26 protein-coding genes and 2 pseudogenes are annotated in these 23,488 nt (G+C 63.2%); 17 read left to right on the top strand and 11 right to left on the bottom strand.

The window, feature by feature from the left end:
- Positions 1-76: 76 nt before the first annotated feature.
- Positions 77-535, bottom strand: a pseudogene (locus tag ACG873_RS26805) (cache domain-containing protein); the annotation flags it as partial.
- Between the two features lie 206 nt (positions 536-741).
- Between ACG873_RS26805 and ACG873_RS26810 the strand changes: the two are divergent.
- Complete coding sequence (locus ACG873_RS26810) at positions 742-1,059, top strand: hypothetical protein (RefSeq protein ID WP_394888785.1); 318 nt, start codon at positions 742-744, stop codon at positions 1,057-1,059.
- A gap of 114 nt (positions 1,060-1,173) precedes the next feature.
- Here the strand turns inward: ACG873_RS26810 and ACG873_RS26815 are convergent, their stop codons facing one another.
- Both ACG873_RS26815 and ACG873_RS26820 read right to left on the bottom strand, forming a co-directional pair.
- Positions 1,174-1,359: a hypothetical protein gene (locus tag ACG873_RS26815; RefSeq protein ID WP_394888786.1), complete on the bottom strand. Its 186-nt coding sequence runs from the start codon at positions 1,357-1,359 to the stop codon at positions 1,174-1,176.
- A 113-nt stretch (positions 1,360-1,472) separates the two neighbouring features.
- Positions 1,473-2,036, bottom strand: a complete 564-nt coding sequence (locus ACG873_RS26820) for a DNA-3-methyladenine glycosylase (RefSeq protein WP_394888787.1) — start codon at positions 2,034-2,036, stop codon at positions 1,473-1,475.
- Positions 2,037-2,290: 254 nt separating this feature from the next.
- Between ACG873_RS26820 and ACG873_RS26825 the strand changes: the two genes are divergently transcribed.
- Positions 2,291-2,818 (top strand): sigma-70 family RNA polymerase sigma factor, encoded by a 528-nt coding sequence (locus ACG873_RS26825; protein WP_394888788.1) that lies wholly within the window; start codon positions 2,291-2,293, stop codon positions 2,816-2,818.
- Positions 2,819-2,900: 82 nt separating this feature from the next.
- Here the strand turns inward: ACG873_RS26825 and ACG873_RS26830 are convergent, their stop codons facing one another.
- From ACG873_RS26830 to ACG873_RS26840, 3 genes are read right to left on the bottom strand one after another with little or no spacing between them, the layout of a single operon-like run.
- A complete protein-coding gene (locus ACG873_RS26830) occupies positions 2,901-3,386 on the bottom strand; it encodes a DUF421 domain-containing protein (RefSeq protein WP_394888789.1) in 486 nt (161 codons plus the stop codon).
- 9 nt (positions 3,387-3,395) lie between these two features.
- The gene (locus ACG873_RS26835; RefSeq protein ID WP_394888790.1) at positions 3,396-4,070 is read right to left on the bottom strand and encodes a hypothetical protein; all 675 of its coding nucleotides are present in this window, start codon (positions 4,068-4,070) and stop codon (positions 3,396-3,398) included.
- Positions 4,052-4,267, bottom strand: a complete 216-nt coding sequence (locus tag ACG873_RS26840) for a hypothetical protein (RefSeq protein ID WP_394893720.1) — start codon at positions 4,265-4,267, stop codon at positions 4,052-4,054. The genes ACG873_RS26835 and ACG873_RS26840 overlap by 19 nt, the downstream gene beginning before the upstream one ends.
- 388 nt (positions 4,268-4,655) lie before the next feature.
- On the opposite strand from ACG873_RS26840, the gene ACG873_RS26845 reads away from it, so the two are divergent.
- The 5 genes from ACG873_RS26845 to ACG873_RS26865 all read left to right on the top strand — a co-directional run bounded on the left by ACG873_RS26845 (position 4,656) and on the right by ACG873_RS26865 (position 7,675).
- Positions 4,656-5,372, top strand: coding sequence for a BON domain-containing protein (locus tag ACG873_RS26845; protein WP_394888791.1), 717 nt, complete (start codon positions 4,656-4,658; stop codon positions 5,370-5,372).
- 138 nt (positions 5,373-5,510) lie between these two features.
- Positions 5,511-5,690, top strand: a complete 180-nt coding sequence (locus ACG873_RS26850; protein WP_394888792.1) for a hypothetical protein — start codon at positions 5,511-5,513, stop codon at positions 5,688-5,690.
- A gap of 83 nt (positions 5,691-5,773) precedes the next feature.
- Complete coding sequence (locus ACG873_RS26855) at positions 5,774-5,947, top strand: hypothetical protein (RefSeq protein ID WP_394888793.1); 174 nt, start codon at positions 5,774-5,776, stop codon at positions 5,945-5,947.
- A gap of 105 nt (positions 5,948-6,052) precedes the next feature.
- Positions 6,053-6,889 carry a Ku protein gene (locus ACG873_RS26860; RefSeq protein WP_394888794.1) on the top strand — a complete coding sequence of 279 codons (837 nt, stop codon included), beginning with the start codon at positions 6,053-6,055 and terminating at the stop codon, positions 6,887-6,889.
- 15 nt (positions 6,890-6,904) lie between these two features.
- Positions 6,905-7,675, top strand: a complete 771-nt coding sequence (locus tag ACG873_RS26865; RefSeq protein ID WP_394888795.1) for an exodeoxyribonuclease III — start codon at positions 6,905-6,907, stop codon at positions 7,673-7,675.
- A gap of 22 nt (positions 7,676-7,697) precedes the next feature.
- Here ACG873_RS26865 and ACG873_RS26870 read toward each other — a convergent pair whose 3' ends face one another.
- Positions 7,698-7,898 (bottom strand): hypothetical protein, encoded by a 201-nt coding sequence (locus ACG873_RS26870; protein ID WP_394888796.1) that lies wholly within the window; start codon positions 7,896-7,898, stop codon positions 7,698-7,700.
- A gap of 147 nt (positions 7,899-8,045) precedes the next feature.
- Here ACG873_RS26870 and ACG873_RS26875 point away from each other — a divergent pair, with 147 nt between their 5' ends.
- On the top strand, positions 8,046-8,354 hold the full coding sequence (locus ACG873_RS26875) for a hypothetical protein (RefSeq protein ID WP_394888797.1): 309 nt from the start codon (positions 8,046-8,048) through the stop codon (positions 8,352-8,354).
- A gap of 6 nt (positions 8,355-8,360) precedes the next feature.
- Here the strand turns inward: ACG873_RS26875 and ACG873_RS26880 are convergent, their stop codons facing one another.
- Positions 8,361-10,331, bottom strand: coding sequence for a pilus assembly protein (locus ACG873_RS26880; RefSeq protein WP_394888798.1), 1,971 nt, complete (start codon positions 10,329-10,331; stop codon positions 8,361-8,363).
- A gap of 210 nt (positions 10,332-10,541) precedes the next feature.
- Between ACG873_RS26880 and cpaB the strand changes: the two genes are divergently transcribed.
- The 8 genes from cpaB to ACG873_RS26920 all read left to right on the top strand — a co-directional run bounded on the left by cpaB (position 10,542) and on the right by ACG873_RS26920 (position 18,366).
- Positions 10,542-11,465 carry a Flp pilus assembly protein CpaB gene (gene cpaB, locus ACG873_RS26885; RefSeq protein WP_394888799.1) on the top strand — a complete coding sequence of 308 codons (924 nt, stop codon included), beginning with the start codon at positions 10,542-10,544 and terminating at the stop codon, positions 11,463-11,465.
- Between the two features lie 71 nt (positions 11,466-11,536).
- Positions 11,537-12,913 (top strand): type II and III secretion system protein family protein, encoded by a 1,377-nt coding sequence (locus ACG873_RS26890; protein ID WP_394893722.1) that lies wholly within the window; start codon positions 11,537-11,539, stop codon positions 12,911-12,913.
- Positions 12,914-12,915: 2 nt separating this feature from the next.
- Entirely contained in the window at positions 12,916-13,185 is a 270-nt protein-coding gene (locus ACG873_RS26895) for a hypothetical protein (RefSeq protein WP_394888800.1), read from the top strand.
- 18 nt (positions 13,186-13,203) lie between these two features.
- Positions 13,204-14,415, top strand: coding sequence for an AAA family ATPase (locus ACG873_RS26900; RefSeq protein WP_394888801.1), 1,212 nt, complete (start codon positions 13,204-13,206; stop codon positions 14,413-14,415).
- Between the two features lie 75 nt (positions 14,416-14,490).
- On the top strand, positions 14,491-15,831 hold the full coding sequence (locus ACG873_RS26905) for a CpaF family protein (RefSeq protein ID WP_394888802.1): 1,341 nt from the start codon (positions 14,491-14,493) through the stop codon (positions 15,829-15,831).
- Between the two features lie 4 nt (positions 15,832-15,835).
- The gene (locus ACG873_RS26910; RefSeq protein ID WP_394888803.1) at positions 15,836-16,801 is read left to right on the top strand and encodes a type II secretion system F family protein; all 966 of its coding nucleotides are present in this window, start codon (positions 15,836-15,838) and stop codon (positions 16,799-16,801) included.
- On the top strand, positions 16,801-17,766 hold the full coding sequence (locus tag ACG873_RS26915; RefSeq protein WP_394888804.1) for a type II secretion system F family protein: 966 nt from the start codon (positions 16,801-16,803) through the stop codon (positions 17,764-17,766). Before ACG873_RS26910 ends, ACG873_RS26915 begins: the two co-directional genes overlap by 1 nt.
- 126 nt (positions 17,767-17,892) lie before the next feature.
- Complete coding sequence (locus ACG873_RS26920) at positions 17,893-18,366, top strand: tetratricopeptide repeat protein (protein WP_394888805.1); 474 nt, start codon at positions 17,893-17,895, stop codon at positions 18,364-18,366.
- Between the two features lie 53 nt (positions 18,367-18,419).
- Here ACG873_RS26920 and ACG873_RS26925 read toward each other — a convergent pair whose 3' ends face one another.
- Positions 18,420-18,692, bottom strand: a complete 273-nt coding sequence (locus tag ACG873_RS26925; protein ID WP_394888806.1) for a hypothetical protein — start codon at positions 18,690-18,692, stop codon at positions 18,420-18,422.
- A gap of 252 nt (positions 18,693-18,944) precedes the next feature.
- Here ACG873_RS26925 and ACG873_RS26930 point away from each other — a divergent pair, with 252 nt between their 5' ends.
- Positions 18,945-19,196 (top strand): GlsB/YeaQ/YmgE family stress response membrane protein, encoded by a 252-nt coding sequence (locus ACG873_RS26930; protein ID WP_394893724.1) that lies wholly within the window; start codon positions 18,945-18,947, stop codon positions 19,194-19,196.
- 120 nt (positions 19,197-19,316) lie between these two features.
- Here ACG873_RS26930 and ACG873_RS26935 read toward each other — a convergent pair whose 3' ends face one another.
- Both ACG873_RS26935 and ACG873_RS26940 read right to left on the bottom strand, forming a co-directional pair.
- Positions 19,317-20,969, bottom strand: a complete 1,653-nt coding sequence (locus ACG873_RS26935) for an alpha,alpha-trehalose-phosphate synthase (UDP-forming) (protein ID WP_394893725.1) — start codon at positions 20,967-20,969, stop codon at positions 19,317-19,319.
- 343 nt (positions 20,970-21,312) lie between these two features.
- Positions 21,313-23,482 (bottom strand): annotated as a pseudogene (locus ACG873_RS26940) (glycogen debranching N-terminal domain-containing protein).
- Positions 23,483-23,488 lie beyond the last annotated feature (6 nt).

Genomic DNA, 23,488 nt, shown 5'->3' on the forward strand with positions numbered 1-23,488 from the left:
GGTATTCGTCCGGAATGCGCGTCCCGACGTATCGCTCGGGATAAGGGTGCCGAGCGATGATGACGCCGTAGCGGTCCGCCAGCGTGAGGGCGTCATTGTCTGGAAACCGGCGGTCGGCTATCCGGCTGTTCAGCCATTTCAGGCTCAGCCCCGCGACCAGCACGCCCTTGATGGTCCCGGACCGGCTGAAGATGGGAACCGCCAGCGGCAAGGTCGGCTCTCGGCTCAAATCTCCGAGCTGGTAGGTGCCGATGATGAATTTGCCGGTGGCCATCACGTCGCGGAAATATTCCCGTTCGCTCAGGCGGATCTCGGTCCCGGGCGCGGTCGAGCGGCAACGGATGAGCCCTTGCGAATCCACGGCCGAAACCGACAGGAACTGCGGCGTCTGGGTCGTCAAATCCGCGAGAAACGACTCACACGAGCCTGTGTCGAACTCGCGGACCGAAGGGGAGCGGGCCACGACGCGCAGCATGCCCTCGGCGCCGTCCATGATCCGCTGCATCTCCAGAGACGCCAGTTCGCCGACCCGCATGGCGGAACGATGCACCTCGATCTCGCGCTCGCCCCGCGTGACCACCTCATTGTAAAGGAGGATTACCAGCGCGGGGGCCAGCGCCACCGCCGTCAGCAAATACAGGCGCTGGCGCAAGGATAGCGTGCTAAATTTCACTCGATGGCTCTCCGCATGCCCTCCCCGCAACACGCAAACTAATCACGAATGCAACGGATATGTAAATCATGGTGTTCCGGCGGGCGCCGGCCGCCGCGCCAACTTCGTTCGCTCCCGCTCACCGTTGGCCCGTCGGATATCCGACGGTCAGCCACGCGCTGGAACTCCTTGTGGCGATCGGCGTTCACCGGACGGGCGGGCTATGGAGGAAGCTGATGTTGAGATTATTGCTTCTCGGGCTTATCGGCGTGGCGGCCTACCGGATCGGCAAGGAGATGTACCAGAGTATTCCATCGGATTTCGAACCAGTGCCCGCGCCGGCGGGGAAAACGAAACGGACCCAGGGCCGTTCCAAGTCCGGAGGCGGCAATGTTGGCGACCGCTAGCATGCTCGTGGCCGGTTCGCTCGGAATGGCGGTTCTGGACGTGAGTTTTCTGGTCCTCGCATCGACGATCGGGCTGCTCCTCATGCACGACCAAGGCAACTGATCGGGCAGGACTTATTCTTCAGCAGAAACGTCGCGCTTCCGCTTGAGCGCCGCCTGCAATTGCTCGGCGAGCCTCATCAGCTTTTGTGGGATCTCCTCCTGCTCGATCCGCGTGAGGATTTCGCCGATCTCGCGATCCAGCCGCTGCAATCGGTCAGAATGCCGGTTGTCCGATTGGCTGGCATTGCTCGATTTCATGCTCCGGAATCCCCGGGATAGCCGCGTCGATCGATGTTCAGACATCCGAACCGCGATTACAGCAGTTTGTTGCCGGGATGGCGGAAGTTTTGGCCAGTATCCGCATTTTGAATTTAGTCGAAGCGGCGGCTCAGGAACGGCGAGCCGGCCAGGCCGAAGCGCCAGGGCGCATCCATGCCCTTGGTGATGCCAATTCGCCTTCCAACGGCGATGTCGACGGCCGCCGGCGCGTCGGCAAGCCGGAATGGCGCCGCCGTCAGGATGCGCCCGTCGTGGCTCTTGTCGACCGCCAGGGCAGTGCAGAGGCGGCCTGGCCCGGAACATAGGTTCCGGAGATCGGCCGACCCACGCCTGTCTTGCATGGTTTCGACGCCGAATATTGGCTGGATGGCCCTGATAAGCACCGCGCTGCCTGGCAGGCACACGAAATTCAGGCACCAGTGGATGCCGTAGGACCGGTACACATAGGCATGAGCCGGAGGCCCGAACATGCTGGCATTGGCGTGCTTGAGGCCGCGATAGCTGTGCGAGGCGGGATCGTCCGGACTGTAGGCCTCGGTCTCGACTATGAGGCCGCCGACGCCTTCGACGGTGAACTGCTTGCCGATCAGGTCGCGCGCCACGGCGACGGGGTCGCGAGCGTAGAAGGCGGCCGAAAATGTCACGTCGGCTTTCAAGATATCAGCTCCAAATCACACAAATCCTCTCATTGTCACCACGGCGAGCGCCGAGCGTCCGATAGGCCGCTTCCAAACTGTCTGCAACCGTACTTTACGGCCTCCAGGAGGAACCCCTCTCTCAACGCCCGCGTTGGTCCGGCGAGTTATCCTAAGCCACTCCCGCAATCCAAGAGGAATCGGTTATGAGTCGCGCCGATACTCCAGCTGGGGTTACAACCCAAAGGAAAGGTCGACGCGCCCACGGCGGTGAGGTGGTGACCCTCATCCCCGCACTGCGCGCCTTTGCCCGCACATTTTGCGCCGACACCAACGATGCCGACGACCTGGTGCAGGAGACGCTGATGAAGGGCATCGCCAATATCGAGCGTTTCCAATCCGGCACCAACATGAAGTCGTGGCTGTTCACCATCATGCGCAACACCTTCTACACGCGCATCAAGATGGCGAACCGCGAAGGTCCCGGCCTGCTGGACTGCGCTTCGGGCCGGCCCGCGACGGCGGCGAGCCAGGAATGGTCGTTGCGTAGCCAGGAAATGGCGCGCGCCATAGAGGCGCTTCCGGACGACCAGCGGCAAGTCATCGTGCTGATCGGGGTCCTGGGCACCAGCTATGACGACGCCGCCCATATATGCGGCTGCGCCATCGGGACCATCAAGAGCCGGCTGAGCCGCGCACGCAACCGGCTTCTCGAGACGTTGGGCGAGACATCGCCGCGCGACGCGGTGCTCACGCCGGATGTGTCCGCCACCGCCATCCGCTCCGACGAAGCCGTCGTGTGAACCGCCGCCTGGACGTGCCGAGGGCCGCAACGCTTTCTGCAATGGCCAAGCTGTTTATACGGCCGCGCAGCGGCACCGCCGTTCATTGAGCGGCAGTTCGCCGAGAAGCGCGCGGAAGGCTTATCTTTTCGGCCGGAACGATGCTGAGGTGGCCGCCTACCTCCAGCACCGCGAATTTGATCTGATCGAGGCGCTCCAGCCCGTGCTGCTCGCGGGCGGCGTCCAGAATGTCCTCCATCGCAACCCGCGCGCGCTGCATCGCCCGCTGATCGGGTTTCCCGAGGCTGATCAAGACTGTTGGAACGCCGTCTATCCACTTGCCGGCGCTTGGCATCCATTCCTTCACATAAGACAGCACGATGTCGGTGACGAACAGCGTCAGGATGAGCAGCACCGCATTGGCGATGGAAAAGTCGTCGCCCAGCAGCGCCTGCTGCGTCGTCTCGGCGATGATCAGCAGCAGCACGAAATCGAAGGCGGTCATCTGCGCAAGCGTCCTGCGCCCCGAAAGCCGGAGGATGACGAGGAGAATTGTGTAGATGGCAATCCCTCGCAGGATCGATTCCATGGCTGCCTCCTATGGCAGGACGACCGTTGTCGCACTTACCGGGCTGCCTCCATCGAGCGATACGTCATATCGGGCGAGGCCAGGCCGCTGGGCCCGAAGGTGCAGAACGACTTGCGAGGGCGGCCCATCCTCGCTCTTGAACACCACGGTCTCGCCCGCGGAACTTGTGAGCGAGCGGTCGGGCAGTGGCTGGATGTCCTCTATCTGGAAGTATTTCGAAAATTGCGGCGAAATCGTCAGCCGATGTTCCGGGCTGGAGGAAGCGAATGCCACCGTGATCTCGTCGGCGGATTCCCAACGGGCGACGCGCGGATAATCGACCTGGCCAGCCTCCAGATCGACCGTAGAATGGGAAAGGAGGCCGCCGCCGCCCATCAGGCCCGTCAGCGCAAAAAGGAGGATCAGCCCGAAAACCAGCCACGCCCAGCGTTCGATCGTCCAGAAACGTTCCTGGAACTTTCGGTCTTCTTCAATCTGGAGTCCGTCGTCTCGGATGGGCGGTTGGGCAATTTCGATTTCGTTCAACAACGCGCTCCTTGTCAGAGACAGAAACCAAGTTGCTGCTTTTTGGTTCCGGGAGGGCCAAGCGCAGCCCATTGCCTGATCGCGCGGACGGCTGCCCGACGGAACTCTTTGTCGACCAACATTGTACGGACGAGCCGGCTTCAGATTGCCGGAACCCATTTCCAGAACACGCCTTCCATGCGCTCCGGATAATATTTGAATTCGCATTCGAATCGCCACCCATAAGCCTTGGCGGCATTCAGCGCCTGAGCGCTAGGGGGCTTCATGCCGGTGCCCGGCGCGAACCAGTCTTCCAGAAGATCGTCCGGGACATACGCCCCGATCCTGAGCGGCAAATGCTCAAGGACGGCATCCATCTCTTTCGGCGGCACTGTTCAGACCCTCCACGGACCCGCACAATCAACAGTCTTGCCGCCGTATAGGTTCCAGCATCGGAACGTCGTTGTTCGTACCCTGCAGAAGGCCTAGGACGCTGCGCCCAGCGGGTCAGCTGGACCCGGTTGAGCGACTGCGCGATGTTGGAGAACGCGGCAAGCAGTTCTCCGGGCGGAAGCGCCGTAATAGTGGTTCTTATCGCTGGCGCAGCCCTCGAGCGTCGACTTGGCGTCGGCATTGTCGACCAAGAATTGCTCAACCGCGCGCGTGGGCGGCGGCGTGGATGAAATGCTGGAACCTGTCGATTGCGGTTCAGTTCTAGGGGGAGGCGGGATCAAACAAAGTGGGATTCACACAAGGGAGAATAAAATGGCAAACGGCAGAGGAAGGCGCGGCGAAGGCGGCTATGACAACGAATACGAAACCGACGATCCGAGATATGGCGGCCCGTATGAACGAGGGCGCCGGCCGGGCATGGGCGGCTATCAGGATTACGGCCAACAGCGCGGCGAGCAGTTTTCCGGAGGCGGCTACGCCACAGGCAGTCCGTACGGCCAGGGCGAATACGCCCGACCGCAAGGCGCCGACGAGTGGCGTTCCGGCAGCGAACGCTTGGCGAGAGGACTGGCCGGCGGCCCGCGCCGTTCAGCTCCTTATGGCGGCGCCGACAGCTTCTATCGGGGCGAGCGCGGCGGCTACGGCTACCGGCAAGGCGACAGGGACTTCTGGGACAAAGCGACGGACGAGGTTTCGTCCTGGTTCGGCGACCGCGAAGCCGAGCGCCGCAGGGAGATGGATCAGTTTCGCGGGCATGGCCCCAAGGGATACATCCGGTCCGATGAACGCATAAGAGAAGACGTAAACGACCGCCTGACCGACGATGGCAGCCTCGACGCGACCGATATCGAGGTGGATGTGAACGACCGCGAGGTGACGCTTTCGGGCACCGTCAACAGCCGCATCGACAAGCGCCGCGCCGAGGATCTGGCAGAATCCGTGTCGGGCGTCATGCATGTGCAAAACAATATCCGGGTGAGGCAGAGCGGACAGTTCGTGCCCGGAGCCGCCACGATGCCTGTGCGCTGAAGCGCCAGTCGGAACCCTTCCCCGGGTAGGGGAAGGGTTCGACGTTAGGCCTCGAAAACCCGGAACAATTTGCCCCAGTCTTCCGTTGGGCCCGCAAAGCCAGGATTTGAGGCCATGCCCAGGAGATATAGAGCCGTAGTGCGAAGCCAGTTGTCCGCCGATGTCATCGACCAGTTTACCGGCCTGCCGGCGCACTGGTGCAGACAGGCACTGGTCGACATCGAAAGCGACGAGGCGACCGATCTCGCCGACCTGCTGAACCTGCTCGACCGGCGCAGGCGTATGCAGCACCAGTCGAGCGGTGCGAGCCGGCGATAGCGCCGCGCCGTCTCCGGCAGCCTTCGGGCGCCGCTACGGAACGAAACCGACCCCCAGCAAGTTTGGTTGTGAAGGAGACGACGATGTTCGAATCGCAACCGATCTGGATGTTTGCCACGGTGCTCGGTCCCGTCGTGCTGGCGGCTGTGATCGCCTATGCCCTGCTTGCTCGCCGCCGGCTCTCGCCGCGCGAGAAACGCGAGCGCGACGCCGCCACGCGCCGGCTCTACGACAACGAGAACCGGAACCGGTCATAACCTGCAAACCATCCTTGAAGCCGCCCGTGCGCCGGAACGATTCGAGGCTTTCGGCCGTTCGCCTCTGCGAGTATAGTGCCGGGTTTGGCGCCGTGGAGATGTGCGATGGTAGCACGGGCTGTGTGGAAGGGTTTCCTCAAACTTGACACCGTGACTTGCGGGGTCAAGCTCACGGGGGCGACCAGCGAATCCGAAAAAGTGCATTTTCGTACCCTTAACCGCAAATCCAGATTGCCGGTGAAGGCCCGCTACGTCGACGAGGAAACCGGCGAGCCGGTCGAAAGGGAAGACCAGCTCAAGGGCTATGAACTCGACAATGGCGACTTCGTCCTTATCGAGCCGGAAGAGATCAAGAGCCTCAAGGTCACCTCCGAGCACACGCTCGAAATTCAGGGTTTCGTGGACGAGAACGCGGTCCAGTCGCTCTATCTCGAGAAACCCTACTACCTCTACCCGGCAGACAAGGCTTCGGTGGAAGCCTACGCCGTCGTCCGCGAGGCGATGAAGCGGAAGAAGCGGGTCGGCACCGCCAGCATCGTGCTTTACCAGCGCGAGCGTCCAGTGATTATCGAACCTTACGAGGACGGGATGATCATGACGACGCTGCGCAATCGCGACGAGGTCATCGCCGCCGATACGGTGTTCGATGGCATCAAGACCAGCAAGGTCGACCCGGAGATGGCGGAGATCGCTTCGCTGATCATCGAGAAGAAGGTGACGAAATTCGATCCGTCGAAATTCGAGGATCGCTACGAGAACGCCCTGATCGAACTGATCAACGCCAAGCGCGCCGGCAAGAAGCCGCCCAAGGCAGCGCCCGCGCCCAAGGAAAACGTCATCAATCTCGCCGACATCCTGCGCAAGAGCCTGGAGAAGGAGGGCGTCAAGGCGCCGGCCAGGCAGAAAACCGCCAAGGCCGAGCCCAAGCGCAAATCCGCCTGACGCCGTCAGCGCGGGATGAAGATCGCGACCTTCAACATAAACGGCGTCAACGGCCGGCTGCCGCGCCTTGTCGAATGGCTCGACGAGGCGCAGCCGGACATCGTCGCCCTGCAGGAGCTGAAATGCGCCGATCGGTCATTTCCCGCGAAGGCTCTCGCCCGCGCCGGATACGGCGCGATCTGGCATGGCCAGAAATCCTGGCATGGCGTCGCGATACTGGCGCGTGGCGCCGAACCGATCGAGACGTCGCGCGGTCTCGCGGGAGACGATGACGACGGCGAAAGCCGCTATGTCGAGGCGGCGGTCAAGGGCGTGATCGTCACCTCGCTCTACGCGCCCAACGGCAATCCGCAGCCTGGTCCCCGCTTCGATTACAAACTCGCGTGGATGGAGCGGCTGAAGGCCAGAACCCGCGAGCTCTGGGAATCCGGACTGCCGGTCGTCCTGGCTGGAGACTTCAACGTCGTCCCGACAGATGCCGACATCTATGCGACCACTTCCTACAACAACAACGCGCTGGTTCAGCCCCAAAGCCGCGCCTCTTTTCACGCAATCGTCGATCAGGGCTGGACCGACGCGATCCGCGCGCGCCATCCGTCAGGTCCGGTCTACACGTTCTGGGACTACAAGCGGGACCGATGGTCGCGGGACGCCGGCCTGAGGCTTGATCACCTGCTCCTGAGCGCCGATCTTGCCGCCCGGCTGGCCGATGCCGGCGTCGACAAAGCGGTTCGCGGGCGGGACGGCGCGAGCGACCACGCGCCCGCATGGGTCGTGCTCAGTTAGCGGGACGAAGTGATCCGGCCGCTCAGTCGGCAGCCGGGGCGCTGTTGGTGGTCGCGTCGGGAGATGTCGTCTGCGACGGCCCGCCTCTCCCGGTCTGCGGCGTCGGGTCGGCGTCGACTTCAGGAGCCGGCACCGGCTCCTCTGACCCGGGCGCATTCGGATCGGGTTCGCCGCAGGCCGTAAGCATCGCCAGAAGCACAATGGCAGGGATGGCGCTCTTCATAAGCCGAGTCCTTTGCGCTCGCCTGTCGGAAACAGGCGGAGCGCCGAATTGTTCCAGCCGGACGCGGGCGCGGAACCTTCCTCGCGGTGCCTTGTTTCAGAAAGGCCGGCGGCGCCGGCGAAGGATTCCCGACCCTGGAGCATGACCATGAACACGGCAAACCTGCAGCTGGAAGGCCTCTATCTGGCCATCGCATCCATCAACAGCGCGTTGGTGCGCAAGGGACTGCTCACCGTCGAGGAAATCGACACGGCGCTTCGCCGCGCCGAGGCCAATGCTGTCGGCGAGGACAGGCTTACCGAAGATCTTCGCCCCGCGAACCGGGACGCCGTCTGCTTTCCCATCCGCCTGCTCCAGATCGCGAACAACAGCCAGGCAGAGGGTGAGATTCCGCAGTTTTCCGAACTGGCGCGGCTCGTCGGCGAAACCAAGCGACCCTACAACGACCAGATGTGACGGCCGTCAGCCGACGATGCGCAGGTTGGACAGTTCGTCGGCGATATCCTTGAACGCTTCCGCAAGGTTGCCGCCCGTGGTGTTCCAGAACAGTTTTGCGGGCTTGGAAGCATCCGCCGGATCCTTGTGGAATCGCGAATCGGACGAGCATTTGCGCAATGCATCGATGGCATTGGCGCCGCTCGTGGTGCCCGCGTTCAGGTCCAGCGCGACTGTCATCACCATTATCCCGCCGGCCTTGGCCTTATCGCAGACCGTCGCCATCTGTTCGTTCAGCGCTTTGGTATAGTTGCTGTTCGAGTAGTCGAACTGCCCGACAGCGCTGCTTGTGCCGAGGAACAGCCGGCCAACGCCGGAGCCGTTGTAGCCCGGCTGCAGATAGCCATAGGACGAATAGATGGATTTGCTGTCCACCGGGTCCGAATAGCCGAGCGAGGAAGGCGTGTAGTAGGTGTTGGCGCCGTCGGTGAGCACGATGACGACTTTGTCGTTGCCTCTTTCGGCGTCCGCGCGGCCCTGCGAAAACGGCTCGCCTCCCGACACCGCCCGCCAGCCCCAGGCCAGGCCTTCCGGCACGTTGGTGCCGCCGTTCGGGGCCATCAGGTCGATCGCCGCCTTGATGGACGCCAGGCCTTCCGGCACGCTCACATCGGTGAGCGGCGTGATCGGATTGGTGGTGCAGCCATAGTTGGGGCCGGTGCCCTTCGTAAGCGCCGGCGCCTGATTAGGCCGCACAACAAAGTACTTTGCCATGTTGCGCTGTTTTGCGGCTTCGCCCGAACTTGCGGGGTCGTCGTTCCACCAGCTATTGGCCGTTGTGGGTTTCGACGGGGTCGGTTCATTCTGGTTGTCGTAATTCTGTTTCCAGTGGTCGCCCGGTTCGTCTGGAGCAAACATGGGGACGAACATGGTAGCCGGGTTGCCGACGCCGATACCGGTGTTGTTCGAACCGCCGGTAGCGGGGGCATCACTGACGTTGTAAGGATAGGGGCGGGCCTCGATACAGCCTTGCCAGCTTGCGAACGGGCCGTATGTGTCGAGATAATCGTAGTCGTAATGACCGTACCGGCAGGTGTTGTCGCTACGATATGAATCGCAGACAAAACGTTTGGTGCCCTCCACTCGCTCGTGGCTTGTGACGACCGTCATGTCCTTGTAGAGCGAAAACCGGCTGAGTAACCCGCCCGCTTCGTCGCCCCAGCCCATCCCCTTCTTCTTCCACACGCCATCGATCTTTTCCGCGGTCTTGGCGGGATCCGACAGCGTCGACCAGTCGAAATTTTCGTGATGGACCGGCGAAAGCCCCTCGATATCCATCCAGGAAGCGCCGGCGTTTTCCGGACCGACATTGACCGAGGCGGCGAACGGGACGAGCGCGAACTGCACCGGCTTTTCAACCTGCTTGATCATCAGCGCCTGCGCGGCCAGCGTATCGACGAGCTGCTTTGCCGCCAGTTTGAGGAGATCGATCCGCTTCTGGCCGGAGCCGGTGCCGAGTTCAACCATCGACCCCGAATTGTCGAGTGCCAGCGCGACTTCGAGCGTGTTCTTCAAACGGATTTCGCTTTTTGCCGTGAAGCCGATTTCCTGGTCGCCCGGCTTTCCGATGAGTTCGGCGAAGGCCGGGAAGAAATAAGGCTGGTAGTTGAGGCGAGCCGACAGCTTCAGCGTTCCGCCGCCCTCCTCATTGTTGGGCAATACGACGCTGAGCGTCGTGTCGGCCGGATCGACCGAGCCGAGATTGGCATGAAAGAAATCCGTCGCGTAGGCGATCAGCGCCGCGTCGCTGGCCCCGCTGTCGATGTGGCGCGCGGTTGCGATTCCGGCAGCGTCGAGCGCGTTCAGCGCCACCTGCTGCTGGCGGTTCATCTCGGAGAAGTCGACCGCGAGCGCCAGCGCGCCTATCAGCGGAATCATCGCCAGCACCGTCGCCAGCGCATAATTACCCCCGGTATCCTGCAGAAACCTGCGGATCATCAATGGTGCCCTGCCTCAAAACCCGGAGGGACAATCCCACAAAGCCCTGAATAGGCGGTTCCGGAAAACGCTCGATTGCGGCGCGTCCGCTTCACGGCCCGGTAACCAAAACGCCACATATGTCCAAACTGAACATTCGGAGTTTCTAATTGTTCAGGAATGCAACCTAGCCTCTGCCCTAACAAACGGGCGCGTAAGGGGTTCTGGGGCGTGAGGGGCAAGGCAATCACCATGATCGGCATCGCCGCCGTATTCGGCGCGGTATCGATCTTTGCCGCCGATCTGTGGATAAAGAGCGAGGCAAGCGCCCGCGCCACGGATGTTTCGGCCGCGATTCCGCTGCCGGCTGCTCCCGCGGTGGAGTTCAACAGCATCGTGGTCGCCACCCAGCCGCTTCGTTTCGGCATGCCGCTCGACCGGGCGCAGTTGCGCGAGATCCCCTGGCCGCAGGAGGCGCTGCCGCAAGGCTCTTTCAGCACCATCGATGCGCTGCTCGCGGAAGGCGGCCGCGTGGTGCTGTCGCCGGTGGAAATCAACGAGCCGCTGCTTCTGGCCAAATTGTCCGGCCCGAACGGCCGCGCGACGCTTTCCAACTTGCTTTCTCCCGGCATGCGCGCGGTGACGATCCGCACCGACGAGATCGCGGGCGTCGGCGGCTTCGTCACGCCGGGCGACCGGGTCGACGTCGTGCTGACCCGCGATGCGGGGGCCATCACGGAGGTCGAGAAGAACGCCGAAGGCGCGGCGGGCTCCACGATCACGACTGAGATCGTTGTGGAGAACGCCAAGGTGTTGACGGTCGGGCAGGGCGCTGACGAACGCCGCGCCGAACCGCAGGTCGCCGAATCCGTGACGATAGAAGTCGACGGCGAGGGCGCGCAGAAGGTTGCTCTCGCCCGCACGGTGGGAACGCTGTCGCTGTCGCTCCGTGCGTCGAGCGACGGCGGCGCGGCGGTCGACGGCGTGACGACGATTTCCGCCTTCGGCGGTTCGGTCGCGGCCGACGCGGCGGAAGCCGCGGGAGCGCTTGTCGAGGCCGTCGCCGCGGAGCCGGAAGGGCCAAAATTCACGACCGTCATCGTGACGCGCGGCACCGAGCCGCAAAGCTATCAGGTCGTATCGCCTGACGAATGAGAATGCCGGCAGGGGCGCCGGTTGGGGACAGGGCAATGTTTGGGTGGATGGGGAATTTCGGGCTGCGCCGCATGGCAGTCGCGCTGATGGCGGTCTCGGTCGCCGGCCAGGTGCTGATTGCGCCGCGCGGCGCGGAGGCCGCGAACGATGTCGTTCACATCACGTCGGCCAAGAACGCGTCGATCAAGCTTGCCAAGGGAAAGCCGAAAACGGTCAAGACCGACGTGCCTTTCTACGAGATCGTCATCGGCGATCCGGAGATCGCCAACGTCAATCCGCTGACCGACCGCTCCTTCTATGTGCTGGGCAACAATCTCGGCACGACCGGCGTGGCCCTGTTCGACGAGAACAAGCAGCTGGTCGGCACGATGGACATCGAGGTCACGCTCGACACCGACCGCCTCGCCAACACCATCCGCGACAGCGTGCCGGGCACGGACATCCAGGTGAGCTCGGCCAACGGCAGGCTGGTGTTGTCGGGATCGGCCGAAGACGCCGTGGCGGCGGAGAAGGCATCCCGGATCGCCACAAATTTTTCCGGCAAGGAAGAGGTCATCAACTCGGTCGACATCTCGTCGTCGCAGCAGGTCCAGCTCAACGTCCGTTTCGTCGAGATCAACCGGCAGGTAGGCCAGGAACTCGGCACCAAGATCGGCGTCAGGTATCTGGGCTCCGACGGCGGCGTTTCGTTCAACTCCAGTCCGTCTGCCTCGACAGCCGTTCCGGCGGGCCAGATCATCGGCGCCCTGTTGACCAATGGCGTGTCGATCGATGTCGCCATCAAGGCGTTGGAAGATCGCGGCGTCGCACGCCGGCTGGCCGAGCCCAACCTGATCGCGCGCTCCGGCGAAAGAGCGAGCTTCCTGGCAGGCGGCGAGTTTCCGATCCCGGTCTCCGAAGAGGACAACAAGATCACCGTCCAGTACAAGAAATTCGGCGTCAGCCTCGACTTCACGCCGACCGTGCTGGCTGACGGCTTGATCAGCCTCGATATCGAACCGGAGGTCTCCTCGGTCGATAAGTCCGCCTCGTACAATTTCGGCAATATCTCCATTCCCGGTTTCGTGGTTCGCCGCGCCCGCACCTCGATCGATCTGAAGAGCGGCCAGAGCTTCATGATGGCCGGGCTGCTGCAGAGCGAAAACGACATGACCCAGCAGCGCGTGCCGGGCCTCGGCAAGTTGCCGATTCTTGGGCCGCTGTTCAGCTCCAGGGCGTATCAGCGGCGCGAGACCGATCTGGTGATCATCGTTACGCCTTTTCTGGTCCAGCCGATCGATCCTTCCAAGAAGCCGCTGGTTCCCACCGACGGCACGATGGCGGCCAGCAATGTCGACTACTTTCTGGGCAATGTGGAGGAGGTGAAGGCCGGCGCTTCACGCAACGCGCTTATGCCGGCCGCGCCAGTCGCCTCTGTCGGCCACTTCCTCGACCTGCCGAAGGAATGAACATGAGCAAGCTTTCGATACCCGGCATGGTCGCCATCCTCGCGTTCTGCGGCGGCTGCGCCACCGAGGAGACAGCCCGGATGGATGGCCTGACGATAGGCGGCGGCAACGCCGTGGCGGCCAATTCGGCGATGCAGATGGTCGATCCGTGGCCGCGCGGCGTCGAGGACACCGAACTGATCGTGCCAGCCGACCCCGGCCAATACAGGACCGAGGAAGCCGCCGCCGTCGCTGCGGAGCGGGTCGACAGCTCGATCGATGCCGACAAGTGACAAATCGGATAAAGCGACATGGCCGCCAACAGTAAAAGCAAGCGCATCCTCCTGGTCTCGACCGACAAGGCGTTCCTGCAGGACACCAAGGCGGCGTTCGCCTCGTCCGAGCAGATCGAGCTGGTCGTCGTCGAGAAGAATGTCGGCGAATTACGCGCCGAGATTCAGGAAGCCGAATGCGCTGCCGTCATCATCGACATGGACGCGGCGAAACTCGAGGACATCGAGGCGCTGCAGCGCATAACGCGCCGGCTGGAAGGCCGCGCGCCGATCATCGTCGTAACCCAGGAATTCAACGCTTCCGCGGTGCGCATCCTGGTGCAGCTTCAGATCGCCGACTTCCTGGTCAAGCCTATCACCACCGCCGACCTGGTCCGCTCCTCGCTTCGCGCGCTACAGGGACCGGGCCGCGAGGAAAACACGGAATCGCAGATCTACACGTTCATGCCGGCCGCAGGCGGCGTCGGCACCACCACGCTGACCCTGCAGACGGCCTTCCAGTTGCATCAGTCGCTGGCCCGAGGAACGTCGACCTGCGTGGTGGACCTGAATTTTCAGCAGGGCTCCTGCGCCGAATATCTCGATCTCGAGCCTCGCTTCGACATCAACGAGATCGAAAACCAGCCCGAACGTCTCGACCGCCAGCTTCTCGACGTCATGCTGTCGAAGCATTCGAGCGGCCTTTGCGTGCTTGCGGCGCCCACCCGGCCGTCGGAAATGCGCTCGTTCAACACCGATGTTGTGGTGCGCGTGCTCGACCTCGTCTCGGCCTATTTCGACAATGTCGTCATCGACATGCCGCGCACCTGGTTTCCGTGGACCGAGACCGTGCTGCTCGGGTCCAACAAGCTCTACATCGTGGCCGAGATGACCGTGCCGTGCCTGCGCCACACCCAGCGGCTGATCCAGGCGGTGTACGAAACCGCCGGCAAGGAGGTGAAGCCGAACGTCATCGTCAACCGCTTCGAGCAGCGCATGTTCGACACAGGGATCAAAGCGGCGGACGTGCAGGAGATACTGGGCGAGCATTTCGTCGGCGGCATTTCAAACAATTACCGGCTGGTGCGGGAGGCGGTCGACCGCGGCGTGCCGCTGCATGAGATCGATCCCAACGCCAACGTCGTCAACGATCTGAAGCGGATCATCCTGCCGGAAGAGGCGGTCGCGCCGGCGAAGAAGCAACGCTCGCTGTTCGGCCTCGGCAAGGGATTTTTGAGGAAAGCCGGATGAAGAGCCGTTTCTCCGCACTCCAAAAGCGGGACGCAAGGCCCGAGCGCCCGCTCGAGCTCGGTCGCGAGCCAGCATATGGCGGTCGTGATCCCGACGACGCGCCAGCCGGCGCCGCCGAAGGCCGAGGTCGGGCCGGCAAAGCCGATAAAGGTGCTGGACGCGCGCGTGCGCATCCACCGCATGCTGATCGAGGAGATCAACCTTGTGGCGCTGGAGCGCCTGCCGCGGGACGAGATGCGCCGGCAGGTGCATGAATTCGTGTCGGAGAAGACCCGCCAGGAGCGGCTGGCGATCAATGTCGCCGAACTGGACTCGCTGGTCGACGACATCGTTGACGAAATGGTCGGCCTCGGCCCCCTGGAGCCGCTGCTCAAGGACCCGACCATCAACGACATCTTGATCAACGGCCACCAGAACTGCTTCGTCGAGCGGCGCGGCAAGCTCGAACAGGTGCATATTCCGTTCAAGGACGAGGCGCACCTGCTGCGCATCGTCAACAAGATCGTCGCGGCGGTCGGGCGGCGCGTCGACGAATCCCAGCCCATGGTCGATGCGCGCATGCTCGACGGCTCGCGCTTCAACGCGGCCATCCGCCCTGTCGGCGTCGACGGCCCGCTGGTCTCGATCCGCAAATTCTCGAAGAACAAGCTTGGCCTGCACAAGCTGGTCGAGTTCGGCGCCATCACCCAGAACATGGCCGAAGTGCTCGCCGCCGCCGTGCACGCCCGCAAGACCACGATCATTTCGGGCGGCACCGGCACTGGCAAGACGACGATGCTGAACGCTTTGTCCGCGTTCATCCCCGAGGACGAGCGCCTGATCACCATCGAGGACGCGGCGGAACTGCAATTGCAGCAGCCGCATGTCGCGCGCATGGAGACGCGGCCCGCCAACATCGAGGGCCATGGCGAACTGAAGCAGCGCGACCTCGTCAAGAATGCGCTGCGCATGCGTCCCGACCGCGTCATCCTCGGCGAGTGTCGCGGCGAGGAAGCGTTCGACATGCTTCAGGCGATGAACACCGGCCATGAAGGCTCGATGGCGACGATCCACGCCAACACGCCGCGCGACGCGATCAGCCGCCTCGAACAGATGCTCGGCATGACCGGCATGCCGATGACGGTGCAGTCGATCCGCAGCCAGATCGCCAGCGCGCTGGACATCATCGTTCAGCTCACCCGCCTTTCCGACGGCAAGCGCAAGGTGACCAGCGTCGCCGAGGTGACCGGCATGGAAGGCGACGTCATCCAGATGCAGGAGATCTTCAAGTTCGTGCGCACCGGCATGGAGGCGGACGGCACGATCCTCGGCCACTTCGAGGCGACGGGGCTGCGCCCGCGTTTCCTGGAGGACATGAAGGCCATGGGCATCGAGTTTCCGGGCAGGTATTTCGAGCCCGGGCGGCCGCTGGAGTAGCCGCATGTTCGAGGGCTTCAGCGCCATTTACGCAATCTATGCCGGCGCCGGCCTGACCGGAATCATGATCGCCGAGGCGTTCTACCTGCTCTATGCCGGGCACAAGGACCGCCGCGCGGCGATAAACCGCCGCGTCAAGCTGCAGGACAAGAAGCTCAGCCAGGAACAGGTCCTGATTCAACTCCGCAAGGAGCGCGGAGTTGGCGAAGGCACAGGGTTGTTCTCGCTGGACCGTTTCCGCGCGCTGCGAACCCAGTCCGGCTTGATCGCTCCGCTCCCGAAATTCCTCGGCATCACCACCGGCGGCGCGGCGCTGCCCGTGCTGGCCGCGATATGGAACGGGCTGCCCTTCATGTTCTCGCTCGCCGCCTTTCCGCTTTTGTGCCTCGCTATTCCGATCATGGCGCTGCGGTTCCTGCGCAAGCGCCGGCACAAGATGTTCGGCATGCAACTGCCCGAAGCGCTCGAATTGATCACACGCAGCCTGAAGGCCGGCCACCCGGTTCCCGTGGCCATCGCCATGGTCGCCCGCGAAATGCCCGATCCCATCGGCACAGAATTCGGCGTCGTCGCGGACGAGGTGACCTACGGTTCCGATCTGGTTTCGGCGCTGCATTCCCTGTTCGAGCGCGTCGGGCACGAGGATCTGCCGCTCTTCGTTACCGCGGTGTCGATCCAGAGCAGCTCCGGCGGCAATCTGCGCGAGATTCTCGACGGCCTTTCGTCGGTTATCCGCGAGCGGGGCAAGCTCCGGCGCAAGGTGCGCGCAATTTCGACCGAAGGGCGCATGTCGGCCTACATACTGACCGCCGTGCCGGTGCTGCTGATAACCGGCATAATGGTGCTGATGCCGCACTTCTATGAGAGCGTCTGGGGCGAACCGCTGACCTGGTACCTGCTTGGCGGCTCGATCGCATGGCTGCTGCTCGGCAATGCGATGATGTTCAAGATGTCGAACGTCAGGTTCTGATGGAAAACCTGGTTGCCACCCTCGCTGCCCTTCGGCCGACGTCGCTGGCGCCCTTGGCCATGCTGTTGCTGGCGCTGGGCGCCGTGGCGATGGCGTGGCCGCTGCTTGCCCGCCGCGGCGGGCGCAGCGACGTGAAGCGCCGGCTCAAGGTAGAGACGGCCGTTGCGGCCTCGCCCGTTTCGGAAGCGCCGAAGAAGAAGCAGAGAGCCGTTCGCGAAAAGGCGATGAAGACGGCGCATGATTTCTACGCCAAGAGCGATCCGGAGAACGTGGCGAGACTGCGCATGCGGCTGATCCAGGCCGGGCATATGGATCCGTCGGCAGTCGGCAAGTTCTTCCTCATCCGGTTCGCGGGCTTTGCCGTCGGGGCGGTAGGCGCATTCCTGGCGGACCAGTGGATGGGCGGCGATTCCACCGCTATGAGCCGCTGGACCTTCGTCGTCATGGCCGGAGGCGCCGGATATTTCTTTCCGGGGCTGGCGCTGACCCGGCAGATCCACCTGAAGATGCGCGAATACCGCAACGGCTTTCCGGACTTCATGGACCTGATGATCGTCTGTTCGGATGCCGGCATGACCATGGAGGCCGGCATAGAACGCGTCTCCAAGGAACTGTTCATCACCTATCCGTCCCTCAGCCAGAACCTCACGCTGGTTTCGCTGGAGTTGAGGGCGGGCCGCAGCCTGGACGATGCGCTGAAATCGCTGGCCGACCGGCTTAGCCTGGACGAGGTGCGCTCATTCGCGACGCTCCTGCAGCAGTCGAAGGAACTCGGGACCAGCCTGTCGGGCGCGCTGCGCGTGTTTTCCGACGAAATGCGCCACAAGCGCATGTCGATGGCCGAGGAAAAGGCGCACGCGCTGCCGGCCAAGATGTCGGTGCCGGTCACGGTCTGCATCCTGCCGGTCGTGCTGATGATCGCCGTCATCCCCATCATCGTGAAGATGACGACGCTCAGCGACTGAGCGTGGTTAACGCTCTGTATTAGATGTTCCTAATTTTAAGCATGCTTCGGCACGTTGATTTAACGGGTCGCATGTAATGTCGTTCATGGACAACGACCCGGCAAACGGGCGCTACGGACGGGGCAGATGCGTCATATCCACATAACGGCAACGGCCGTCATCGTTGCAGCGGTTGCGCTCGCATCCGGCTGCACGTCGAGCAAGATCGACAAGACTGAGACGACATCGATTGGGCCGGTCGCCCAGGACATCAGCGAAAGTGACCTGACCGCCGGCAAGACCCAGTTCCGCGAGGCCAATTACGGGCTTGCCGAAAAGCATTTCCGAAAGGCGGTCGAGCTTCGCGCCGACAATGCCGAGGCCTGGATGGGATTGGCCGCCTCCTATGACCAGCTTGGCCGGTTCGACTTCGCCGACCGCGCGTATGATCAGCTTCTCAGGGTCGCGGGGCGCAAGGCGCAGGTGGTCAACAATATGGGCTATTCGCAGCTGCTGCGCGGCAACAAGAAAAAGGCGCAGGCCCTTCTTCTGGAAGCCAAGGGCGGTTTGGCCGATGCGACCGTCGTGGACGCCAACCTAGCCCTGCTGAAGAAATCGTAGCGGCTGTCCCATCCCGACCGTTTCGGGAAGACCTCATCAGCCCGCCGGCCGGATCAATCGGACCGGCGCTCGGCGAACTGTGCGCCATCCAGCGATGACGGCAGGCACGGCAAGTCGGTATCGGGGCAGAGCTTGACCTCCTCTATTGTCGCCACCGGGCGTTCCGGCGCGCCCCTGTCCTGCAGGCCGAGATAGGTCAGGCGTACCGTTTCGGGCTGCCTGATGTCGCCGAACAAATGAAACGATAGAAGAACCGCAGCCGCCAGGACCGTTCCCGACAGGGTGGCTTCGAAAAGGCCGAATTGCTGTTTTGGCCGCGGATACATGCTCGGCTCGAAGGTTGAAACGCTCCCATCAAAAACTGCTTCCGGCGTCGGGAGTTCCGAATTTAATCAATCTAGCCGCAATCGAACGCATGACCCGCGGAGGCCGGATGGAACGCTCCGCCCCGGACCGCATTGTTGCTTGAGCCGATCAACCTCGACGAGCAGAATTGCAGCCTCGCCGGCCTGACCGGCCGTTCGTTACTGCGCCCGGCACGGGCATTATGCTTTGGAATTTTCAAAAGGAGAGCGACGATGGAAGACAGTGGCGTGGGTTGGATAGCCGCCATCATCATTGGCGGCATTGCCGGGTGGCTGGCCGAACAGTTCATGAAGAGCAATATGGGGCTCCTCATGAACATCGTTCTGGGCATTGTGGGCGCGATCGTCGCAAACGCGATTCTGGCTGCGGTGGGTGTCAGTCTGGGCGGCTGGATCGGCTATCTGATCGCCGGCTTCATCGGCGCCTGCATACTGATCGCCATCGGGCGTATGTTCAGACGCTGAGAGGCCGTCGAGGCTGATCCCGGAAGATTGCCAATACCGGGGTCATGCTTCCGGTAATCCAGAAAGCTGTGTCACCGCGCAAGCTCCGGGAGGAGGCGGCCGAGGGCTTGCGACGCACGCTCAGGCTGGCGTCTTGTCGCGGGTGGCCATAGCCTTGCGCTTGTCGAACATGCGCACGATGTTATGTCCCAGCCGCTGTGGCGGGTTTTCGGTCACCTGCTGGATGCTGTTGCGCTTGCGCAGTCGCGCGGCGTCTTGCAGCATGCTTCCGGCCCAGCGGTAGATGTTGTTGTCGCGCACGATCTCGCGCATCCGCCGCATGCGCTCGCGCTGCTCGTCCTCGGGCATGGTCAGCGCGCGCAGCATGGCCTCGCCCATGGCGGTCGCGTCGTAAGGATTGACGATGACCGCTTCGAGCAGTTCGCGCGCAGCGCCCGCGAAGGTGCTCAGGATGAGCACGCCGTGCTCGTCGTCCCTCGACGCCACGAATTCCTTGGCTACCAGGTTCATACCGTCATGCAGGCTGCTGACCACGCAGGCGTCGGCGGCGCGATAGACGTTGTAGATTTCCTCCTGGGTGTGGTGCTCAGCCAGCATGATGATCGGCTTGTAGCCGTCGCTTCCGTAGCGCCGGTTGAAGGCGTCGACGAAGTCGAGGCACTCCTGGTGAAGGTGCTGGTAGGCCGGCAGCGTGCCGCGGCTGGGCGCGGCGATCTGCAGGAACACCAGCCGGCCGATCCATTCCGGATGGTTTGTGAACAGCTCCTCGATGGCTTGGAAGCGGTCGACGATACCCTTGGTATAGTCCATGCGCTCGACGCCGACGAACAGCTTGGTGTCCGGCGACAGGCCGAAGCGCTCGAAAACCCTGCGCCGGCACTCTTCCACCGGCGGCTGCGCGGCGAGCGCCGCAGGCGGCCATTCGATGGAGATCGGATAGGAATGCACCAGCGACGTCTGGCCGCCATAGGAAATCGCCGAATGCTCGCGCTCGATCCGGCTTTCCATGAACCGGTCGACGCTTTCCATGAAATTGTTGCAGTGGAATTGGATGTGGAAGCCCACGATCGAACTGCCGAGCAGGCCGTCCAGGATCTGCTCCCGCCACGGGCAGATGCTGAACACCTCCGAATTGGGCCACGGGATGTGCCAGAAGGTGATGATGATCGCTTCCGGAAGTCGTCGGCGGATCATGCGCGGCAGGAGCGCGAAGTGATAGTCCTGTATCAGCACGATCGGCCGCTCGTTGCGGGCCTCCTCGACCACGATGTCGGCGAATTTCTGGTTGACGGCTTCGTAGGTCTCCCAATCCGAAGCCCGGAACAGCGGACGGGTGAATGCGATATGGCAGAGCGGCCACAGGCCGTCATTGGCGAAGCCGTAGTAGTAGCCCTGCAACTCCTCGTCGCTCAGCCACACCCTGCGCAGCGTGTAGGCGGGGTTGCCGGGCGGCACCTGCACGTGATCGTGCTCGTCGACCGTGATCTTGTCGGCCGAGCCGCCGCCATGAGCGATCCAGGTGCCGGCGCAGGCGCGCGTCACCGGCTCCAGAGCTGACACCAGTCCGCTCGCAGGCACGATAAGATCGACCCCTCCGTCCTTCATATTATGGATGTAAGGCTCGCGGTTCGACACGACGATGACCTGCGCGCCGGGCAACTCGGTTCGCAATATCCGGCGCAGCGTGTCCGGCGACCACGAGACGAGCGGGTCGTCGACGGTTCCGCTGTTTTTCTCGAATTCGCGCAGTAACTGGCGCGCCGTCTCGGCCATAGGGCCGGTATCCTGGAAGAGCGGTTCGGACGATCCGTTGAGCGTCGGACGCCATCTCCAAAGCAAGGTTGCGGACAGGGCGATGGCGAGGCCGGAAAGCAGAAGGCTGGTGGCGAGCAGCCCCCACATTCCACCGGGGTATGCTTGCAGAAAACTCGGATCCAGGTCTGTCATAATGGGCGATGGGGTAAGCTTGATGAAAAAGACATGGGTTGATGCTCTCGCGGGGAGAAACAGGTCGCCACGGAGCACCCGGCGCGAACCGGTTCGCGGCATCCTGCAGGACGGGGAACTCCCGGGCAGCCGATCCGTTCCGGAAAAATTTTCTCTCAGGCAGGCCTGCTCAGGTGCGCACAACGAGCGGCGCCAGACCCTCGTGGCGCGTATCGAGATACGCCACCACGCGGTCTCCGACGCGCTGGAACGAAAGGTCCACCTGGTTGGAACCGACACTCAGCCGACGAATGGTGAGATGGTCGATGCCGATCGGCAGGCGCGGCCGGGTGACCTGGATTTCACCGTGCACGCCGTCAATTTCGAGACCTAGGCATGATTGCATCGTCATGAAGACGGAACCCGACGACCAGGCCTGCGGCAGGCAGGCCACGGGATAGGCGATCGGCGCCTCGCTGGGCGCGCGGGTGAAGCCGCAGAAGAGTTCCGGCAGCCGCATGTTGAAATGCACCGCCGCCTCGAAGGTGCCGCTCAACAGCCTGACCAGGCTTTCTCGGACCCCGTAGCGCGCCAGTCCGGCGGCACAGATCGCGGTGTCGTGCGGCCAGATCGAGCCATTGTGATACGACATCGGATTGAAAAGGATCTCGTCGTCGGCCAGCGTCCTCACGCCCCACCCGGAATGGAACGACGCAGACAGGAGTTGATCGCTTACGCGCTGCGCCCGTTCGGGCGACGGCAGGCCGACAAAGAGAAGATGGCCCGCGTTCGACGTCCTGACCCTGCAGGGGCGGCCGTCGCCGTCGAGTGCCAGCGCATAGAACTCCTTGTCCGGCATCCAGAAATGCGTCTCGACCGCTTGGCGCATCTGCTCGGCGCATTGCGTCCAATGCACCGCCCTGCCGACATCCTCTCGCTGCACGGCAAGTTCGGCCAGTCCGCGGTAGGCCGCGAAGACGTAGCCTTGCACCTCGACCAGTGAAATAGGACCCTTGGGTATCGTTCCGTCGGCATGGAAGACCGAATCGAAACTGTCCTTCCAGCCCTGGTTGGCCAGGCCGGATTCAGCGGCCCTCTGATAGGCGACGAAGCCGTTCCCGTTCTGCTGGCCGGCCTCTTCCATCCAGGTGGCCGCCGCGCAAAGCGAAGGCCAGAGAGCGTCGATGAACTCCATGTCGCCGGTTCGGGCCGCATAGGCGCAGGCGAGGTAGATGTAGAGTGGTGTCGTGTCGACGCCGCCATAGTAGCGGCCAAACGGCAGTTCGCGCAGCACGGCCATCTCGCCCTTGCGCGTCTCGTGCATGATCTTTCCCGGCTGCGAGTCGCTGAACGGCGACGTCTCGGTCGCCTGGTGCTGCGCCAGGAACGACAGCACGCCCCGCGCCAGGCCCGGGTTGAGCCACAGCATCTGCAGCGCCGAGATCACGCCGTCGCGGCCGAAGGCGGTCGAAAACCACGGTATACCCGCATAGGGGTAGGGCCCGGTCGGCAGGTCGGTGGTAAGCAGCGCAATATCCGCGCGGGCGCGCGAGAGCCAATCGTTGAACACGCGGCCCGAACTGAATACCGAGGCGCCGTGACGTCTCTTGCCCCGCATGCCGAAGCGCGCCCGGGCGGCGGCGGCGCGGAAACGCTCGCGGCTCGGCGCGGCAGGCCTGTCGGCGCCGACCTCGATGAACAGGGATTCTGCTGCCCCGCTTGGACAGTCGCATCGTGAAATCGGCGCGATCGCCGAGGATCTGCTCCGGCAGCAACGAGAAGGCGATGGTCGAGTGGCGATCGACCTTATCCAGCCCCTCATAGCGCATGCTGACGCTATCTTCGGTGATTTCCACGTCATAGTTCCGACCGCGCTTGCTTCGGATCGAGCCGCGCACCTCGAACATGTCGCGAAAATCGGCGGCGAAGCGCAGCGTCATCGGCACCAGCGCCTCGCGTTCGCTGTAGTTCCAGAGCGTGATGCGCTCGTACATCCGATCCTCCCAGAGGAGGCGCGAGCGCTCGATGTAGATGACGCCTTGCGGGGTGGCGCTGCCGTCCAGCGTGGTCAGCGGCAGGTTCGTCAGGTTGGCGGTGAAAACCATGTTGTCCTGGCTGAGCGAGGCGCCCAGCAGCGAGGGAACGCGCTCGCCGACGAGCAGTCTGAAATGCGACAGCACGCGCGTGTCGTCGCGAAACAGGCCGTCGCCGCTGCCGCGTATATCACCATAGGCGTCGGCCACGATGAAGCAGTCGCCATGCTTCAGCGCGAACTGCCGGTGCGGTTCGCGGGGTGCGGTGTCGTCCAACGACGACAGGGCGATAGCCGGATCGAGTTTGCGCTCGTCGAGCAGGGTCATTGCGCT

Origin of the sequence: Allomesorhizobium aridi, assembly GCF_043769475.1 — a bacterium.
In the GTDB taxonomy this organism is placed as follows: Bacteria; Pseudomonadota; Alphaproteobacteria; order Rhizobiales; family Rhizobiaceae; genus Allomesorhizobium.

Excerpts from the sequence above, each read along its gene's own strand:
- ACG873_RS26810 (WP_394888785.1), top strand. The coding sequence starts at position 742 with ATGGTGTTCCGGCGGGCGCCGGCCGCCGCGCCAACTTCGTTCGCTCCC.
- ACG873_RS26815 (WP_394888786.1), bottom strand. The coding sequence starts at position 1,359 with ATGAAATCGAGCAATGCCAGCCAATCGGACAACCGGCATTCTGACCGA.
- ACG873_RS26830 (WP_394888789.1), bottom strand. The coding sequence starts at position 3,386 with ATGGAATCGATCCTGCGAGGGATTGCCATCTACACAATTCTCCTCGTC.
- ACG873_RS26835 (WP_394888790.1), bottom strand. The coding sequence starts at position 4,070 with ATGGGTTCCGGCAATCTGAAGCCGGCTCGTCCGTACAATGTTGGTCGA.
- ACG873_RS26840 (WP_394893720.1), bottom strand. The coding sequence starts at position 4,267 with ATGGATGCCGTCCTTGAGCATTTGCCGCTCAGGATCGGGGCGTATGTC.
- ACG873_RS26845 (WP_394888791.1), top strand. The coding sequence starts at position 4,656 with ATGGCAAACGGCAGAGGAAGGCGCGGCGAAGGCGGCTATGACAACGAA.
- ACG873_RS26855 (WP_394888793.1), top strand. The coding sequence starts at position 5,774 with ATGTTCGAATCGCAACCGATCTGGATGTTTGCCACGGTGCTCGGTCCC.
- ACG873_RS26860 (WP_394888794.1), top strand. The coding sequence starts at position 6,053 with ATGGTAGCACGGGCTGTGTGGAAGGGTTTCCTCAAACTTGACACCGTG.
- ACG873_RS26865 (WP_394888795.1), top strand. The coding sequence starts at position 6,905 with ATGAAGATCGCGACCTTCAACATAAACGGCGTCAACGGCCGGCTGCCG.
- ACG873_RS26870 (WP_394888796.1), bottom strand. The coding sequence starts at position 7,898 with ATGAAGAGCGCCATCCCTGCCATTGTGCTTCTGGCGATGCTTACGGCC.
- ACG873_RS26875 (WP_394888797.1), top strand. The coding sequence starts at position 8,046 with ATGAACACGGCAAACCTGCAGCTGGAAGGCCTCTATCTGGCCATCGCA.
- ACG873_RS26880 (WP_394888798.1), bottom strand. The coding sequence starts at position 10,331 with ATGATCCGCAGGTTTCTGCAGGATACCGGGGGTAATTATGCGCTGGCG.
- ACG873_RS26890 (WP_394893722.1), top strand. The coding sequence starts at position 11,537 with ATGGCAGTCGCGCTGATGGCGGTCTCGGTCGCCGGCCAGGTGCTGATT.
- ACG873_RS26895 (WP_394888800.1), top strand. The coding sequence starts at position 12,916 with ATGAGCAAGCTTTCGATACCCGGCATGGTCGCCATCCTCGCGTTCTGC.
- ACG873_RS26900 (WP_394888801.1), top strand. The coding sequence starts at position 13,204 with ATGGCCGCCAACAGTAAAAGCAAGCGCATCCTCCTGGTCTCGACCGAC.
- ACG873_RS26905 (WP_394888802.1), top strand. The coding sequence starts at position 14,491 with ATGGCGGTCGTGATCCCGACGACGCGCCAGCCGGCGCCGCCGAAGGCC.
- ACG873_RS26910 (WP_394888803.1), top strand. The coding sequence starts at position 15,836 with ATGTTCGAGGGCTTCAGCGCCATTTACGCAATCTATGCCGGCGCCGGC.
- ACG873_RS26915 (WP_394888804.1), top strand. The coding sequence starts at position 16,801 with ATGGAAAACCTGGTTGCCACCCTCGCTGCCCTTCGGCCGACGTCGCTG.
- ACG873_RS26920 (WP_394888805.1), top strand. The coding sequence starts at position 17,893 with ATGCGTCATATCCACATAACGGCAACGGCCGTCATCGTTGCAGCGGTT.
- ACG873_RS26925 (WP_394888806.1), bottom strand. The coding sequence starts at position 18,692 with ATGTATCCGCGGCCAAAACAGCAATTCGGCCTTTTCGAAGCCACCCTG.
- ACG873_RS26930 (WP_394893724.1), top strand. The coding sequence starts at position 18,945 with ATGGAAGACAGTGGCGTGGGTTGGATAGCCGCCATCATCATTGGCGGC.
- ACG873_RS26935 (WP_394893725.1), bottom strand. The coding sequence starts at position 20,969 with ATGGCCGAGACGGCGCGCCAGTTACTGCGCGAATTCGAGAAAAACAGC.